Annotated in this window: 16 protein-coding genes; 10 read left to right on the forward strand and 6 right to left on the reverse strand. The window is 71.0% G+C overall.

Translation table 11 applies throughout. From position 1 onward, the window contains the following. Window positions 1-26: 26 nt before the first annotated feature. Complete coding sequence (locus DAI20_RS02915; protein WP_205781369.1) at window positions 27-818, reverse strand: SDR family oxidoreductase; 792 nt, start codon at window positions 816-818, stop codon at window positions 27-29. A 204-nt stretch (window positions 819-1,022) separates the two neighbouring features. On the opposite strand from DAI20_RS02915, the gene DAI20_RS02920 reads away from it, so the two are divergent. Further along, window positions 1,023-1,361, forward strand: coding sequence for a YciI family protein (locus DAI20_RS02920; RefSeq protein WP_108249059.1), 339 nt, complete (start codon window positions 1,023-1,025; stop codon window positions 1,359-1,361). Window positions 1,362-1,701: 340 nt separating this feature from the next. On the opposite strand, the gene DAI20_RS02925 is transcribed toward DAI20_RS02920, so the two are convergent. Continuing rightward, entirely contained in the window at window positions 1,702-2,508 is an 807-nt protein-coding gene (locus DAI20_RS02925) for a sulfurtransferase (RefSeq protein ID WP_108249060.1), read from the reverse strand. A 69-nt stretch (window positions 2,509-2,577) separates the two neighbouring features. Here DAI20_RS02925 and DAI20_RS02930 point away from each other — a divergent pair, with 69 nt between their 5' ends. Together DAI20_RS02930 and DAI20_RS02935 are read left to right on the forward strand one after the other, a co-directional pair. Beyond that, window positions 2,578-3,450, forward strand: a complete 873-nt coding sequence (locus tag DAI20_RS02930; protein ID WP_108249061.1) for an exodeoxyribonuclease III — start codon at window positions 2,578-2,580, stop codon at window positions 3,448-3,450. Window positions 3,451-3,491: 41 nt separating this feature from the next. Beyond that, window positions 3,492-3,944 carry a hypothetical protein gene (locus tag DAI20_RS02935; protein ID WP_108249062.1) on the forward strand — a complete coding sequence of 151 codons (453 nt, stop codon included), beginning with the start codon at window positions 3,492-3,494 and terminating at the stop codon, window positions 3,942-3,944. A gap of 35 nt (window positions 3,945-3,979) precedes the next feature. Here DAI20_RS02935 and DAI20_RS02940 read toward each other — a convergent pair whose 3' ends face one another. The 3 genes from DAI20_RS02940 to DAI20_RS02950 all read right to left on the reverse strand — a co-directional run bounded on the left by DAI20_RS02940 (window position 3,980) and on the right by DAI20_RS02950 (window position 6,233). After that, a complete protein-coding gene (locus DAI20_RS02940) occupies window positions 3,980-4,651 on the reverse strand; it encodes a DUF6766 family protein (RefSeq protein WP_108249063.1) in 672 nt (223 codons plus the stop codon). A 172-nt stretch (window positions 4,652-4,823) separates the two neighbouring features. Beyond that, window positions 4,824-5,261: a hypothetical protein gene (locus DAI20_RS02945; protein WP_108249064.1), complete on the reverse strand. Its 438-nt coding sequence runs from the start codon at window positions 5,259-5,261 to the stop codon at window positions 4,824-4,826. Between the two features lie 45 nt (window positions 5,262-5,306). Continuing rightward, window positions 5,307-6,233, reverse strand: a complete 927-nt coding sequence (locus tag DAI20_RS02950) for an AEC family transporter (RefSeq protein WP_108249065.1) — start codon at window positions 6,231-6,233, stop codon at window positions 5,307-5,309. A gap of 145 nt (window positions 6,234-6,378) precedes the next feature. Between DAI20_RS02950 and DAI20_RS02955 the strand changes: the two genes are divergently transcribed. The 7 genes from DAI20_RS02955 (at window position 6,379) to DAI20_RS02985 (ending at window position 12,779) form a co-directional block, all read left to right on the forward strand. Continuing rightward, complete coding sequence (locus tag DAI20_RS02955) at window positions 6,379-7,194, forward strand: alpha/beta fold hydrolase (protein WP_108249066.1); 816 nt, start codon at window positions 6,379-6,381, stop codon at window positions 7,192-7,194. Window positions 7,195-7,210: 16 nt separating this feature from the next. Next, window positions 7,211-7,972, forward strand: coding sequence for an SGNH/GDSL hydrolase family protein (locus tag DAI20_RS02960; RefSeq protein ID WP_108249067.1), 762 nt, complete (start codon window positions 7,211-7,213; stop codon window positions 7,970-7,972). A 153-nt stretch (window positions 7,973-8,125) separates the two neighbouring features. Next, window positions 8,126-8,398, forward strand: coding sequence for a hypothetical protein (locus DAI20_RS02965; RefSeq protein WP_108249068.1), 273 nt, complete (start codon window positions 8,126-8,128; stop codon window positions 8,396-8,398). Window positions 8,399-8,533: 135 nt separating this feature from the next. Beyond that, window positions 8,534-9,943: a DUF6421 family protein gene (locus DAI20_RS02970; RefSeq protein ID WP_108249069.1), complete on the forward strand. Its 1,410-nt coding sequence runs from the start codon at window positions 8,534-8,536 to the stop codon at window positions 9,941-9,943. Next, on the forward strand, window positions 9,940-10,587 hold the full coding sequence (locus tag DAI20_RS02975; protein ID WP_108249070.1) for an SDR family NAD(P)-dependent oxidoreductase: 648 nt from the start codon (window positions 9,940-9,942) through the stop codon (window positions 10,585-10,587). The genes DAI20_RS02970 and DAI20_RS02975 overlap by 4 nt, the downstream gene beginning before the upstream one ends. Window positions 10,588-10,630: 43 nt before the next feature. Further along, a complete protein-coding gene (locus tag DAI20_RS02980) occupies window positions 10,631-11,722 on the forward strand; it encodes a threonine aldolase family protein (RefSeq protein ID WP_108249071.1) in 1,092 nt (363 codons plus the stop codon). A 226-nt stretch (window positions 11,723-11,948) separates the two neighbouring features. Further along, window positions 11,949-12,779, forward strand: coding sequence for an oxidoreductase (locus tag DAI20_RS02985; RefSeq protein ID WP_108249072.1), 831 nt, complete (start codon window positions 11,949-11,951; stop codon window positions 12,777-12,779). Between the two features lie 72 nt (window positions 12,780-12,851). Here the strand turns inward: DAI20_RS02985 and DAI20_RS02990 are convergent, their stop codons facing one another. Further along, the gene (locus tag DAI20_RS02990; protein ID WP_108249073.1) at window positions 12,852-15,014 is read right to left on the reverse strand and encodes an ATP-dependent Clp protease ATP-binding subunit; all 2,163 of its coding nucleotides are present in this window, start codon (window positions 15,012-15,014) and stop codon (window positions 12,852-12,854) included. Window positions 15,015-15,083: the final 69 nt, after the last annotated feature.

A 15,083-nucleotide genomic window follows, 5' to 3' on the forward strand; every position in this document is an offset into this window, starting at 1 on the left:
GTCGCAGAACGGCGCCACCGCCTCGGCTAGAGGATCGGCTTGCCGCCCGTGACGGCGATGCGGGCGCCGGAGACGTAGCTCGCCTCGTCGCTCGCCAGCATCACGTAGACGGGGGCGAGCTCGGCTGGCTGACCGGCGCGGCCCATGGGCACCTGCTCGCCGAAGCTCGCCACCTTCTCCTCGGGCATCGTCGCCGGGATGAGCGGCGTCCAGATCGGTCCCGGAGCCACGCTGTTGGCACGGATGCCCTTCTCGGCCAGCATCTGCGCGAGCGACCCGGTCATGTTGGCGATGGCCGCCTTCGTGGCCGCGTACGGCAGCAGGTCCGGCGTCGGGGTGTCCGACTGCACGGAGCTCGAGCCGATGATGGATGCGCCCGGCTGCATGTGCGGCACGGCGGCCTTCACGAGGTGGAAGTAGGCGCTGAGGTTCACGGCGAGGGTGTAGTCCCACTCCTCGTCCGGGATCTCGTCGAGCGACTGGCGGCTCATCTGGAACGCCGCGTTGCTGACCAGGATGTCGATCTTGCCGAACTCCTTCACCGCGGTCGCGATGATCTCGCGGCAGTGCGCCGGGTCGGACAGGTCGCCGGACACGAGCACGGCCTTGCGGCCCGCGGCCTCGACCAGCGCCCGGGCCTCCTCGGCGTCCTCGTGCTCGTTCAGGTAGCTGATCAGCACGTCCGCGCCCTCTCGGGCGTAGGCGATGGCAACCGCCTTGCCGATGCCGCTGTCCGCGCCGGTGATGACGGCGGCCTTGCCCTCGAGGCGGCCGGAGCCCTTGTAGCTCTCCTCGCCGTGGTCGGGCTTCGGGGTCATCTCCTGCTCGCTGCCGGGAACGTCCTGTTGCTGGGGGGGCTGCTGAGTCACCGCATTCTCCTTCGATTCCGTACCGGGGCTTTCCCGCCTGTCGACGCTACGCCGGGACATTTCCGTTCGTGCGATGTCGAAAAGGGCTTGCGCCGATCGACGTATTGGTGAACGGGACGACATCCTGTTCACGAACCGATCGAGGAGGACCGGATGAAGTTTCTGTTGCTGGTGTGCACCGACCCGGAGGGCGAGGAGTACTCGCCCGAAGGCGACAACATCCAGGAGTGGGCGAGCGAAGGGCAGGAGCGCGGGCTGCTCGGCGAGGGCAACCGGCTGCGCCCGCCCGAGCACGCCAAGACCATCCGCAAGCGGGGCGGGAAGGTGATCGTGACGGACGGCCCGTTCGCCGAGACGAAGGAGTGGATCGCCGGCTTCGACGTGCTCGACTGCGCCTCGTTGGAGGAGGCGGTGGACTTTGCGTCCCGGCACCCGATGGCTCGGTTCGGGCGCCTCGAGGTGCGCGCGGTCTGGCCCCTCGGCGAGGACTAGCCGCCCCCGGTCGCTGAGTCCGCACGGTCGCTGGGCCTGCACGGTCGCTGAGCTCGCACGGTCGCTGAGCCTGTCGAAGCGCGTTGCGTCCCTTCGACGAGCTCAGGGACCGTAGGGACGGCTCGTCGAAGCGACGTCGCGTCCCTTCGACAAGCTCAGGGACCATGGGGACGGCTCAGGGACCGAGGGGACGGCCTGTCGAAGCGCGTTGCGTCCCTTCGACAAGCTCAGGGACCGTAGGGACGGCTCGTCGAAGCACGTTGCGTCCCTTCGACAAGCTCAGGGACCGTGGGGACGGCTCAGGGACCGTGGGGACGGCTCGGGACCGTGCCGCCGGGCGTCAGCCCAGTTCGGCCGGGCGATCCGTCGCGCCGTACTCCGACCAGGAGCCGGGGTAGAGCCGTCCCCGGCCGAGGCCGGCGTGCTCGAGCGTGAGGAGCGCGTGGCAGGCCGTGATGCCGGATCCGCAGTACGACACGACGCCCTCGGCGTCGCTCACCCCGACCGCCTCGAACCGCGCCCGCAACTCGTCGACGGGAAGGAGGCGGCCGTCGGTTCCGAGGTTCTCGCGGGTGGGGGCGCTGCGGGCGCCGGGGATGTGCCCGGGCCTCGGGTCCGCGGGGTTCGGCTCGCCGCGGTAGCGCTCGGCGGGCCGCGCGTCGAGCACGATGTTCCCGGCGTCGGCGGCGTCGTCCATCGTGGCGAGCCGGTCCTCGGGCCAGGGGCGCACGGAGAAGCCGCCCAGCTGCCACGTCGGCTCCGCGGTCTCGAGCTCGCCGTCGAAGGCCTGGATTCCGCCGTCGAGCAGGGCCGCCCGCCGGCCGGTGACGCGGAGCATCCAGACGAGGCGCGCGGCGATCACGCCACCGGCGTCGTCGTACGCGATCACCGTGTCGTCGTCGGAGATGCCGAGCGCCGCCATGCCGCGCGAGAACTGGTCGGGCGACGGGAGCGGATGCCTTCCCCCGCCGTTTCCCGGGGGGCCCGAGAGCCAGCGGTCGAGGTCCACGAAACGGGCGCCCGGGAGGTGGCCGCGCTCGTACTCGGCGCGGCCGGGCCGCCCGTCGAGGTACCAGCGCACGTCGGCGATCACGACCTCGCCGAGGTGTTCACGCAGCCAGACGGTGTCCACGACCGGAGGAATCATGAGGCAAGCGTAGGGCGCGGGCGGGCCCCGGCGACGGACGGGCGACACGTGCGAACTACCATGGGGGGCATGCGTGTCGCCACCTGGAACGTCAACTCCATCCGTAGCAGGGCGGCACGTGTCGTCGATTGGATGCTGCGCGACGACGTGGACGTGCTGGCCATGCAGGAGATCAAGTGCAAGCCGGAGCAGTTCCCGCTCGACCAGTTCCACGCCGCGGGCTACGAGGTGGAGCTGCACGGCTTCAGCCAGTGGAACGGCGTGGCGATCGCGAGCCGGCTGCCCATGGAGAACGTGCGCGTCGGGTTCCCGCACATGCCGGGCTTCGGCGTGGTGAAGCCCACCGCCGCCATGCCCGCGAGCGCGTTCGCACTCGACGAGAGCGGCCTGCCGCTCGAGGCCCGTGCCATCGGCGCAACGGTCAACGGCATCGACCTGTGGAGCCTGTACGTGCCCAACGGCCGGGAGCTGGGCGACCCCCACTACGACTACAAGCTGAACTGGCTCGCCCGGCTGCTCGACTCGGCGCAGGAGACGCTGAGCGCCACCCCGGACCTCCCGCTCGCCCTGATGGGCGACTGGAACATCGCGCCGCTCGACGAGGACGTCTGGGACATGGGCGCGTTCCAGGGGTCCACGCACGTCTCCGAACCGGAGCGCGCCGCGTTCCGCGCGTTCGAGACGATCGGCATGCGCGACGTCGTGCGCGACGCCGGCGTGCCCGGCTACACCTACTGGGACTACAAGCAGCTGCGCTTCCCGCGCAACGAGGGGATGCGGATCGACTTCATCCTCGGCTCGCCCGCCTTCGCCCGGCTCGTCACCGGTGCCCACATCGAGCGCAACGAGCGCAAGGGCGACGCCCCGAGCGACCACGTGCCGGTGGTCGTCGACCTCGACGTCGAGACCGAGCTCGACGACGACCGCCCCATGATCTTCTGATCGCCGCATCCGGCGCACCGCACCTCGAACAGGGTTCCAGCATGAGCGACATCCACGACCTCACCGGCCGACCGGGCAAGGACGGCGCCTTCCCGCGCGCCAGGGAGCCGAAGCGCCGCGCCCCGCTCGACCGCCGGGAGCTGCGGAACGCGGTCCTCGCGATGGTGGCGGGCGCCCTCGGCACGGGCATCCTGAGCGCGCTCGCTCTGCTGCTCCTGCTCGTCCAGGACGCGTGCACCATCTCCCGGACCGACTGCAGCGGCGGGATGTTCGTCGGCGGGTTCTTCCTCGCCCTCCTGATCCCGCCCCTCATCGCCGTCGCCGGCTTCGTCACGACAGCCGTGCTCCTGCAGCGGCGGCGGCCCCGCCCCTGGCGGATACCGCTCCTCGCGCTGGCCGCGTCCGCCGTGGTGTGGCTCGTCGGCGCGATCATCTGCTTCCTGAGCGTGCCGGGGTACGGCGTCGGCACCTGGCTCGGCAGCATCTTCCGCTGACGCTTGGGCCGCGCCGCCACCGCCCGGTCGCGCACTCAGGACTCGGTGCCGGTCTCCTCGTGCGGCGCGCCCACGGGCTTCGACTCCGGTGACCCGCGCTGGCGCAGGTACACCGAGAACACGGCCATGCTGCCGACCGCCAGGAACTCCGACTGCCAGTTCTGCAGCGTGCGGCTCCAGAAGTCCGGCGACACCGCGTACTCCGCCCAGGTGACCGGCGCCTCGAGCGAGGCGAGCTGCTCCTCGTTGAAGGACACCTGACCGGCGATCGACTGCGCGAGCCAGGACAGCACGAAGACGGCCAGCATCACGGCGACCAGGGAGTTCGAGTAGAGCGTGCGTCGCAGCCCTCCTGTGCGCGCCCAGGCGGGTGAGTCCGGGCGGGCGAATTCGCCGACCTGCGCGTCCTCGTCCGATCCGGGTCCCTCGTTGCCCGGCTCCTTCGACTCGGTCGAGCCCCTCTGCACGAACCAGACGGTGAGGAGGATGTAGAGCGCGAACTGCAGGTACTCCGACTGCCAGTTCTCCGCGACGTCGACGGCGAAGTTCGACGAGGTGACGTAGCTCAGCAGGGTCACCTCGGTGAGCCCGTCGCTCACCTGCTGCTCGTTGTAGACCGCGAAGCCCGTGAGGGCCTGCCCGGCGAGCGCGATGAGGAACAGCACGCCGAAGATGGTGCTGAGCGCGTGATCGCGGAGCCCCCTCATCGGTGCAGCACCCCGATCGTGATCACGTAGGCGAGGCCGAGCACGATGAATGTGAGCCAGGTGGTGAAGACGGCCCGCATCTCAGCCCCGCCGCGCTCTCAGCAGCCGGATCAGGCCGAGGGCGATAACCGCCACGAAGACGACATGCCACAGGTTGACCACCGTTCGCATCTCAGCCGCCCTTCACGGTGCAGTCGTATGGGCGCTCCGGCCGCGGCTCGCAGCCCGCGGCGGTGACCCGCCAGCCGCGCACGTCACCGTCCCCGTCGCCCACGAGGAAGAGGGTGTCGTTGTCCAGCTCCACGATCGCGCCCCGACCGAACGCCTCGGCGCGGAGGCCCTGCCCGCCGGAGGGAAGGCCCAGCTGAAGGACGGCGGCGTCGCAGGAGGTGTCCTCGCTCGACTCGATCTCCTCGACCGTGCCCGGAGCGAGCATTGCGCAGGCCTCCGTCGCGTTGCCCGCGTCGAGTGCCGCGGCGAACGCGACCGCCACGCCCTCGGCGGACGGCGCGTCGGGAGCCAGCGACGAGCAGCCGGCCAGCGCGGACGCGGCGACCGCCGCCAGCGCGACCAGTGCCGGTGATCCTCCCCGTCGGTACCCGTGGAACATGCGAAGACGCTACTCCGGCGCGCTTTTCGCGGCGCCGCCCGCCGATCAGCGCGGGGCGAGCAGGGCGGCGATGACGAGCAGCACCGGCACGGAGGCGACCGTCGAGAGCAGCACGGCGTCCCGGGCGATCACGACTCCGCGCTCGTAGCGGGCGGCGAAGTTGTAGATGTTCTGCGCGGTGGGCAGGGCGGCGAGCACCGTCGCCGCGAACACCTGCTCCGCGTCGAGCGCGAACACGAAGTGCGCGAAGACGTAGGCGATCACGGGCATGACGATCGACTTCAGCACGACCGCCGTGAGCACGTCCTTCCGGCCCGATCCGGCCTCGAGGGGCCGCTGGCCGTGCAGGCTCATGCCGAATGCCATGAGCACGAGCGGGATGGCCGCCCCGCCGATGAGCTCGAACGGCTCGAAGAACGCGTCCGGCAGGGGGATCCCCGTGAGCGCCACCAGGACGCCGAGGAGCGACGCGATGATCATCGGATTGCGCAGCGGCTGGGTGAGGAACCCCATCACCGACGCCTTGCCGCGCGTCGCCGTGTCGAGCGTCGTCAGGGTGATCGGGGCGAGCACCAGCAGCTGCAGCAGGAGCACGGGCGCGACGTACTGCGGGTCGCCGAGCACGTAGATGGCGACGGGGAGGCCGATGTTGTTGGCGTTCACGTAGCAGGCTGCGGCCGCGCCCACCGTGGTCTCCGGCACCGCGCGGCGGAACAGGAGCCGCGAGGCGAGCACGTACAGCAGGGCGGTGATCGCGACCGATATGGCGGCGCCGAGCAGGAACGCGGAGAACACGACGTGCAGGTCGGCCCGAGCGAGCACGGTGAACAGCAGGGCGGGCGTCGCGACGAAGAAGGCGAGCCGGTTCATCACGTACTGCGCGTTCGGGCCGGCGATGCCGAAGCGCCCGACGAGGAAGCCGACCAGGATGACGAAGCCGATGATGCCGAAGCCGATCAGCACTCCGGACATGGCTTTCTCCAGAGCGTTCGGCGGACGGCGGTACCCCCACTCTAGGAGACGATGCCGCACCGACCGGTTCGCGCCGGAACCGTGACCGGCCCGCCGCGTGCCGACGTCCGCGCGAGCGCCGCGGGCTGTCCCCTACGCTGTGGCCATGCCCACGCTCGACGTCGCAGGCGCCACCCTCTACTACGAGACCCACGGCCATGTGTCGGCGCCCGCGCTCCTGCTGATCCACGCGGGCGTCGCCTCGCTGCGCATGTGGGATGCGATCGTGCCGTCCCTCGAGGGGGATCACCATGTGATCCGCTTCGACACCCGGGGCTTCGGCGGCACCCGCACGGCCGACGGGCCGTACTCCGATCGCGACGACGCTCGGGCGCTGCTCGATCACCTCGGCGTGGCGGAGGCCACCGTGGTCGGCAACTCCCGTGGCGGCCGGATCGCCCTCGACCTCGCGCTCGAGACCCCCGAGCGGGTCTCCGGCCTCGTGCTGGTGGACGCCGCGATCGGCGGCTTCCCCGAGGTCGCGCTCACCGACGCGGAGCGGGAGCTCGCCGAGCGGATGGACGAGGCCGAGGACGAGCGCGACTGGCTGCGCCTCGCCGACCTCGAGGTGGAGTTCTGGTGCGTCGGCCCGGGGCGATCGGGCGACGACGTGGATCCGGCGTTCCTCCGCCTCGCCCACGAGCTGAACCGCGCCAATGCCGCGCACGCGACCGAGCAGCCCTCGCCCGTGCCCCTCGAGCCGCCCGCGTACGGCAGGCTCGGCGAACTCGACTTCCCCGCCCTCGTGACCGTCGGGGCCTTCGACGCCTCCCCCGCGCTCCGCTGGTTCGAGTACGCGCGGGACGGCATCCCGGGCGCCGAGCACGAGGTCTTCCCCGGCTCCGCGCACCTGCCGAGCCTCGAACAACCCGCGGAGTTCTCGGCGAGGCTGCGCGAGTGGCTCGGACTGCACGGGCTGTGAGGGGAGGGAGCGGCGAGTGACGAATGACACGGGCTTCCGGACGCGGGTGGCGTTGAGCTCCTGGCAGCGCGCCATCGTGCGCCCCCTCGTGTCGCTGTTCTACGGCGGCACGCTGCCGACCCGGCTCAGCTGGAGCACGGCCCCGGACGAGCCGGCGGGAGTGGTTCCGGGACCGGATCCCGATCGCGTGCTCGTCATCGGCGGGATCGCGGGGGCCGGGGTCGGCGTGCGCTCGCACAAGCTCGGCGTCGCCAGCACGCTCTCGCAGGCGCTCAGCCGCGCGAGCGGGCGGGGGGCCGAGTGGCGGAACGTCCCCATAGGCATGGGTCGCGTCGGGCAAACCGCGGCCGCCCTGCAGGAGCGCGTGGATCTGCGCCGGTACGACGTCATCGTCTTCTTCCCCGGGGTCTACGAGGCCCTGCACCTGTCGAGTCCCACCCGCTGGGCGCGCGAGTACGAGTCCGTGCTCCAGCACCTCACGGAGCACGCCGCCTCGGATGCGACGATCGTGACCTCCCCCGTGCCGCACGTGTCCGACCGCGTCAAGGTGCCCGCCATCATCCGCGCCTTCGTGCGCGAGCACACGCGGGTCCTCAACCTCGGGGCGGAGCGGATCGCCGCGCAGTACCCGGGTGTCGTGTTCACGGCGATGCCGGCGATCGACGCGCGGATGATGGCCGGCGACCTCTTCAGCTACGCGAAGCTCTACCGCATCTGGGGCAGCCACCTGGCCGCCCTGGTCGTCGAGGAGCGGGGTCTGCACACCGGACGGCAGTGAGCGCCGACACTCCGTCGATGCGGACCGGTTCCCGTCCATAATCCCTGATCGGCGCGGCGTCAAGCCTCTGTGTCGGTGGGTGCGAGCAGGATGGAATGGACTCAGTCGCGGTGTCGCTCGATGCTCCGACGCCCCCTCCAGAAAAGAAGCACCATGGACTCCGACATCTTCCGCACCCCGGCACTGCTGACCGACGTCGCCCTTGTCGCCCTCTCCCCGTCGGAGTGGCGCGTGACCAACCGGCGCATCGACGACGGCGACCCCTCAGGCCTCATCGGCTTCATCGAGCGCACGGGCGACGCGTACGAGGTGCTCCGGCTCGGATCGCCCCTCGACCGCTCCCGCTTCCCCACGCTCGAGGCGGCGCGTGCGGCGTTCGTGGGCGGTCCCGCATCGCGGGCGAACACGTCCAACCGCGCGGCATAGTTCCTCGGCGAAGAAACCGCGCGTCGAGCGGCGAAACGGCGCACCGATTCGCCGCGAACGGCAACAAAGCTGCGGATAGCCGTCGTTAGGCTCAGGGACGACCTGTCCCACGAGCACAACGATCGGAGGTTTCCCATGTCGCAGTCGACCGCCCAGGCCATTGTCGGAGAACCCGAGGTCCTCGAGGACGTGGCCGCCTCCCCGGCCTGGCTCGCTCTCAAGGCGGCGGCCACCGTGATGCAGGGCCTGCAGGCCGCCGACGGCTCGGTGCCGGACGCCGCCGATCACGGGCGTGCCGCCGAGCTCGTGGACGAGATCATCGTCGCCGTGCGTGGCCTCGCGCCCACGTTCCCCCACGACGCGGACTACCTCGACGCGCTCGTGGTCGACTTCGAGCGCTGGGCGGCGAGCGGGTTCGGGGTGCCCGACTTCCTCGACTCGCTCCAGGCCTTCCAGCCTCAGCTGCTGCGCGTCGACGGCCTGCGCCACCTCGTCGTGTTCCCGATGTTCACCCAGAACGGCAGCACGAGCCGCCACGTCGAGGCCGTGCTCGTCGAGGTCGTCTGGCCCGAGTTCGTCGCGGACCTCGAGCGCGGGGAGTACTCGAACGGCATGTTCGTGCCCGTGCGCTTCCTTGACTTCACGCCCGGCTACGACTCCAACTCCGCGGTGCTGTTCCCCGAGACCGTCGCGATGCGCGAGATCCCCTCGTTCACCTGGGGCGCGATCTTCGCCGACCGCGAGGCCGCCCGGTTCCGCCGCGTCGTGCGCGCGGCCGCGGACATCACCAAGCTCGACCTGCCCGAGGCCGCCGCGCGACTGCTCGACGACCAGGAACTCACGGAGCGCACCTTCGTGATGTGGGATCTCATCCACGACCGCACCCACATGCGCGGGGACCTGCCCTTCGATCCGTTCATGATCAAGCAGCGGATGCCGTTCTTCCTGTACTCGCTCGAGGAGCTGCGCTGCGACCTGACGGCCTTCCGCGAGTCGGTGCGGCTGGAGCGCGAGCTCTCGGCGGTTCCCGAGGACGAGCGCACGGACGAGCAGCGGGCGATCCTCGAGCACGCGCCGCTCGTGCAGTACGCGGTGATCTTCGACCGGATCTTCCGCTTCGCCATCACAGGCAGCCGCGTGCGCAACTACGACGGCCTCGGCGGGCAGCTGCTGTTCGCCTGGCTGCACCAGCACCACGTGCTGCACTGGACCGACACGCGCCTGACGATCGACTGGCCGGAGGTCGCCGACGTGGTCGTCGCCCTCGGGCGCGAGATCGAGGAGCTCTACTGGCGCTCCATCGACCGGCCGAAGACCGCGCACTGGCTCGCCGCCTACGCGCTCGTCGCCGGAACGCTTACGCCGCACCCCGCGTCCACGTGGGCCAAGGGCGTGGACGCGCTGCCGGTCGACGGTCCGCCCAAGGGGCTGACCGACCTCGTGCATCCGGACGAGTTCCCGCTCTCGATGTTCTACGAGGCGCTGGCCAAGAAGATGGGCGACACCATCGCGTCGACGTCCGGTATCACCGGCGCCGCCCCGTGAGCTCCGGGGTCGCCGGTCGGGTCGTCGTGATCGCCGGTGCGTCGAGCGCCGCGGGCCGGGCCGTCGCGGCGGCCCTGACCGCCGCCGGGGCGCGGGTGATCGCCGTCGGGTCGGATGCCGGGCGGCTCGCGGAGGTCGAGGCCGCGCGGCGCGAGGTGTGCGACCTGCGCGACTTCGATGCCGTGCTCGAGCTGGCCGAGCGCATCCGCGGCGAGGAGGGCGGGATCGACGGTCTCGTGCACCTCGTCGGTGGCTGGCGCGGCGGCAACGGTCTCGCCGGCCAGACCGACGACGACTGGGACTTCCTGCACGAGCGCATCCTCACGACGCTCCGGAACACGACGCGCGCCTTCGCAGACGACCTCGCGGCGTCCGAGGCGGGCCGGCTCGCCATCGTCTCCTCCACCGCGGCCCAGCGGCCCTACCCCGGCGGCGCGAACTACGCCACGGCGAAGCTCGCGGCCGAGACGTGGCTGCGGGCGGTCGATCGCGGATTCAGCAAGAGCGGCTCGCCGGCGCGCTCGACGATCTTCGTGGTCTCGACGCTCAACGGCCGCGAGGGGCTGCTCGCGGACGCCGTCGTGGGGCTGTGGTCGGAACTGCCGCAGCAGCGCATCGTGCTCGACGAGGGGCGCGGAGCGTGACCGCGGCACACGCGAGCGGACGCTCGGATGGGAGACTGAACCGGTGACCGACGCTCTGCAGACCCGCTCCCTCCGCCTCCACGACCCCGAGTACCGCGGCTTCGCCTCGGACAACTACGCGGGCGTGCATCCCGAGGTGCTCGAGGCCGTCGCAGCGGCGAACGGCGGGCACCAGGTCTCCTACGGCGAGGACGTCTACACCGAGCACCTGCACGAGGTGTTCGCCCAGCACTTCGGCGCCGGCGTGCAGGTCTTTCCGGTGTTCAACGGCACCGGCGCCAACGTGACGGCACTGCAGTCGATGCTCCCCCGCTGGGGAGCCGTCGTGTGCGCGCGCACGGCCCACATCAACACGGACGAGAACGGCGCGCCCGAGCGCATCGGCGGGCTGAAGCTGCTGCACGTTGAGACGCCGGACGGCAAGCTCACGCCCGGGCTCATCGACCAGGAGGCGTGGGGCTGGGGCGACGAGCACCGCGCCCAGCCGCTCGCGGTGAGCATCACGCAGACGACCGAGCTCGGCACGGCGTACTCGGCCGACGAGATCCGGGCCATCGCGGACCACGTGCACGAGCGGGGCATGCTGCTGCACATGGACGGCGCGCGCATCTCGAACGCCGCGGCCGCGCTCGACGCACCGTTCGGAGCCTTCACCACGGACGCGGGCGTCGACCTGCTGAGCTTCGGCGGCACGAAGAACGGCCTCCTGTTCGGCGAGGCCATCGTCGTGCTCAACCCGGCCGCGAGCGACGGGCTGCACTACCTCCGCAAGATGAACATGCAGCTCGCGTCGAAGATGCGGTTCGTGTCGGCGCAGCTCATCGCGCTGCTCTCCCCCGGCGCCGACGGGGAGCCGCTGTACCTGAGCTCCGCACGACATGCCAACGCGATGGCGCAGCGCCTGCGCGCGTCGCTCGAGGGCCTCGACGGCATCGAGTTCACCCAGGAGACGCAGTCGAACGGCGTGTTCGCGATCCTGCCGCCCGGGGTCGCGGACCGGCTCCGGCGGTCGTTCCGGTTCTACGACTGGGACGCGGCCCGCCGCGAGGTGCGCTGGATGTGCGCGTTCGACACGACGGAGGCCGACATCGACGCCTTCGCGGCCGCGGTGAAGGCGGAGCTCGCGGCCCTCTAGCCGCGGCGCACCCGCGGCCCGTCAACACGGGTCCCTGAACCTGTCGACACGTCCCTGAGCCTGCCCCTGCCCCTGCCCAGGCAGGAGGATTCTGCCCAGCTAAAAGCTGCGCACGAACCTTCTGCCTGGGCAGGAGCGTGGTGGGTCATCCATCCCGCAGGCCGCGCGCGGGGGCCGATCCTCGTACGGTGAGGGGACGGCACTTCACGAGGAAGCGGGAACACCCATGACCACCTGGCTCATCACCGGCTGCTCCACCGGACTCGGGCGCGCGCTCGCGGAGGCCGTGCTCGAGCACGGCGACAACGCGGTCGTGACCGCGCGCGACGTGTCGACCGTGCAGGACATCGCCGACGCGCACCCGGACTCGGCGCTGGCCGTCGCCCTCGACGTGACCGACGACGGCCAGGTCGCCGCCGCGGTCGCAGCGGCCGAGGAGCGTTTCGGCGCCGTCGACGTGCTGGTGAACAACGCCGGCTACGGCTATCGCGCCGCCGTCGAGGAGGGCGAGGACACCGCCGTGCAGCGGCTCTTCGACACGCACCTGTACGGCAGCGTCCGCACGATCAAGGCGGTGCTGCCCGGGATGCGCGCCCGCGGCTCCGGCACGATCGTGAACCTCTCGTCCATCGGCGCGCGCATCTCCCCCGAGGGCTCCGGCTACTACGCGGCGGTGAAGGCGGCGATCGAGTCGCTCACGCTGTCCCTGCGCAAGGAGGTCGCCCCACTCGGCATCACGGCCATGGTCGTGGAGCCCGGCGGATTCCGCACCGACTTCGCCGGGCGGTCGCTCACCCAGTCGGCCGAGCCCATCGCCGACTACGCGGACACCGCCGGGAAGCGCCGCAAGGAGAACGACACCGCGCACGGCACGCAAAAGGGCGACCCCGCGAAGGCGGCGGCCGCCCTGATCCGGGTCGTCGAGTCCGACGACGCGCCCTACATGCTGCTGCTCGGCAACGACGCGTCCGACGGCTTCCGCGCCGCCCTCGACGCGCTCCGCACCGAGGTCGACGCCTGGGAGTCCGTCAGCCGCAGCACCGACTTCGACGACTGATCGGGTGCAATGCGAAGCGCCCCGGGAGGAACCCGGGGCGCTTCGTTCGGCACGGGACACCCGGCGCGGCGGCTAGTCGACGAGCAGGGGCTCGAGGCGCGAGACCGTGAGGGTCTGGCCGTCCTCCGCCATGTCCACCCGGGCGGTGTCGCCGTCGTGGATCTCGCCCGCGAGCAGGGCGTTCGCGAGCCGGTCGTCGATCTCGTGCTGCATCAGGCGGCGCAGCGGCCGCGCCCCGTACACCGGGTCGTAGCCGCGCTCCGCGAGCCAACGCCTGGCGCTCGGCGTGACCGCAAGCTCGAGCCGGCGCTCGCCCAGGCGGCGGGTGAGCCGGTCGATGTAGAGCTCGACGATCTGGCCGAGGTCCTCCTCCGTGAGCGCCGAGAAGACGACGATGTCGTCGAGCCGGTTCACGAACTCGGGCTTGAACGCCTGCCGCACGAGCGCCTGCACCGCCTGCTCCTTCTGGTCGACCGTGGTGGTCGGGTCGACGAGCAGGTGCGAGCCGAGGTTCGAGGTGAGCACGAGGATCGTGTTGCGGAAGTCCACGGTGCGTCCCTGGCCGTCGGTGAGCCGGCCGTCGTCGAGCACCTGCAGCAGCACGTCGAAGACCTCCGGGTGCGCCTTCTCGACCTCGTCGAGCAGGATCACCGAGTACGGGCGCCGGCGCACGGCCTCGGTCAGCTGACCGCCCTGCTCGTAGCCGATGTATCCGGGGGGAGCGCCAACGAGGCGGGAGACCGAGAACTTCTCGCCGTACTCGCTCATGTCGATGCGGACCATGGCCTTCTCGTCGTCGAACAGGAACTCGGCGAGCGCCTTCGCGAGCTCCGTCTTGCCGACGCCGGTGGGCCCGAGGAAGAGGAAGGACCCGGTGGGCCGGTCGGGGTCGGAGAGTCCCGCCCGCGAGCGGCGCACCGCATCCGACACCGCCTTGACCGCCTTCCGCTGCCCGATGAGCCGCTTGCCGAGCTCGGCCTCGAGGTGCAGCAGCTTCTCGCTCTCGCCCCGGGTGAGCCGGTCGACCGGGATGCCGGTCCAGGCCGCGACGACGGACGCGATGTCCTCGTCGGTCACCTGGTCGTTCACCATGCGCGGCCCGTGCTCAGCCTGCTCCGCCTCCGCGAGGCTGCGCTCGATGCCGGGGATGGTCTCGTAGTTGAGCTTCGAGGCATCCTGGTAGCGGCCCTCGCGCATCGCCCGGTCGAGCTGGATGCGCGCCTCGTTGAGCTGCGTCTTCAGGTCGCCGACGCTGTTCAGCGACGACTTCTCCGCCTGCCAGCGCGCCTCGAGCTCGTCGAGCGCGGACTGGCGCTCGGCCATCGTGTCGCGCAGCTTCGCGAGCCGCTCGCGCGACGCGTCGTCCTTCTCCTTCTTGAGCGCGAGCTCCTCGAGCCGCATGCGGTCGAGGGCGCGCTTCAGCTCGTCGATCTCGACCGGCGAGGAGTCGATCTCCATCTTGAGCCGACTCGCGGCCTCGTCGATGAGGTCGATCGCCTTGTCCGGCAGCTGGCGGGCCGGAATGTAGCGGTTCGACAGCGCGGCGGCCGCGACGAGCGCGGAGTCCGCGATGGTGACCTTGTGGTGCGCCTCGTAGCGCTCCTTGAGGCCGCGCAGGATCGCGATGGTGTCCTCGACGGACGGCTCGCCGACGTAGACCTGCTGGAAGCGGCGCTCGAGAGCGGCATCCTTCTCGATGTACTCGCGGTACTCGTTGAGGGTGGTGGCGCCGATGAGGCGCAGCTCGCCGCGCGCGAGCATCGGCTTCAGCATGTTCGACGCCGCGACGGATCCCTCGCCGCCGCCCGCGCCCATCAGGGTGTGCAGCTCGTCGATGAACGTGATGACGCGGCCGTCGGAGTCGTTGATCTCCTTCAGCACGGCCTTCAGCCGCTCCTCGAACTCGCCGCGGTACTTGGCCCCGGCCACGAGGGCGGCGAGGTCGAGCGAGACGAGCTCCTTGCCCTTCAGGGAGTCGGCGACGTCGCCCGCGACGATGCGCTGCGCGAGCCCCTCGACGACGGCGGTCTTGCCGACGCCGGGCTCGCCGATGAGCACGGGGTTGTTCTTCGTGCGGCGCGTCAGCACCTGGCTGATGCGGCGGATCTCCGCGTCCCGGCCGATCACCGGGTCGAGCTTGCCGCTCCTCGCCACCTCGGTGAGGTTGACGCCGTACTGCTCCAGAGCGCTCTTCGAGTCCTCGCTGGTCGCCGGTGCACCCTGCATGTTTGCCATACTCGTTCGTCTCCTTGAGTTCCAAGAGTTGAGTCGATCTGACTCAAGTTTACGCCGCTTGCCTGTGCA

Source organism: Planctomonas deserti (genome assembly GCF_003067705.1).
Taxonomy (GTDB): Bacteria; Actinomycetota; Actinomycetes; order Actinomycetales; family Microbacteriaceae; genus Planctomonas; species Planctomonas deserti.

Bases quoted from the DNA above. Each gene is read 5' to 3' on its own strand.
- DAI20_RS02985 (WP_108249072.1), top strand. From the start codon at position 11,949: ATGACCACCTGGCTCATCACCGGCTGCTCCACCGGACTCGGGCGCGCG.
- DAI20_RS02945 (WP_108249064.1), bottom strand. From the start codon at position 5,261: ATGTTCCACGGGTACCGACGGGGAGGATCACCGGCACTGGTCGCGCTG.
- DAI20_RS02920 (WP_108249059.1), top strand. From the start codon at position 1,023: ATGAAGTTTCTGTTGCTGGTGTGCACCGACCCGGAGGGCGAGGAGTAC.
- DAI20_RS02935 (WP_108249062.1), top strand. From the start codon at position 3,492: ATGAGCGACATCCACGACCTCACCGGCCGACCGGGCAAGGACGGCGCC.
- DAI20_RS02915 (WP_205781369.1), bottom strand. From the start codon at position 818: ATGACCCCGAAGCCCGACCACGGCGAGGAGAGCTACAAGGGCTCCGGC.
- DAI20_RS02965 (WP_108249068.1), top strand. From the start codon at position 8,126: ATGGACTCCGACATCTTCCGCACCCCGGCACTGCTGACCGACGTCGCC.
- DAI20_RS02970 (WP_108249069.1), top strand. From the start codon at position 8,534: ATGTCGCAGTCGACCGCCCAGGCCATTGTCGGAGAACCCGAGGTCCTC.
- DAI20_RS02940 (WP_108249063.1), bottom strand. From the start codon at position 4,651: ATGAGGGGGCTCCGCGATCACGCGCTCAGCACCATCTTCGGCGTGCTG.
- DAI20_RS02925 (WP_108249060.1), bottom strand. From the start codon at position 2,508: ATGATTCCTCCGGTCGTGGACACCGTCTGGCTGCGTGAACACCTCGGC.
- DAI20_RS02955 (WP_108249066.1), top strand. From the start codon at position 6,379: ATGCCCACGCTCGACGTCGCAGGCGCCACCCTCTACTACGAGACCCAC.
- DAI20_RS02950 (WP_108249065.1), bottom strand. From the start codon at position 6,233: ATGTCCGGAGTGCTGATCGGCTTCGGCATCATCGGCTTCGTCATCCTG.
- DAI20_RS02930 (WP_108249061.1), top strand. From the start codon at position 2,578: ATGCGTGTCGCCACCTGGAACGTCAACTCCATCCGTAGCAGGGCGGCA.
- DAI20_RS02990 (WP_108249073.1), bottom strand. From the start codon at position 15,014: ATGGCAAACATGCAGGGTGCACCGGCGACCAGCGAGGACTCGAAGAGC.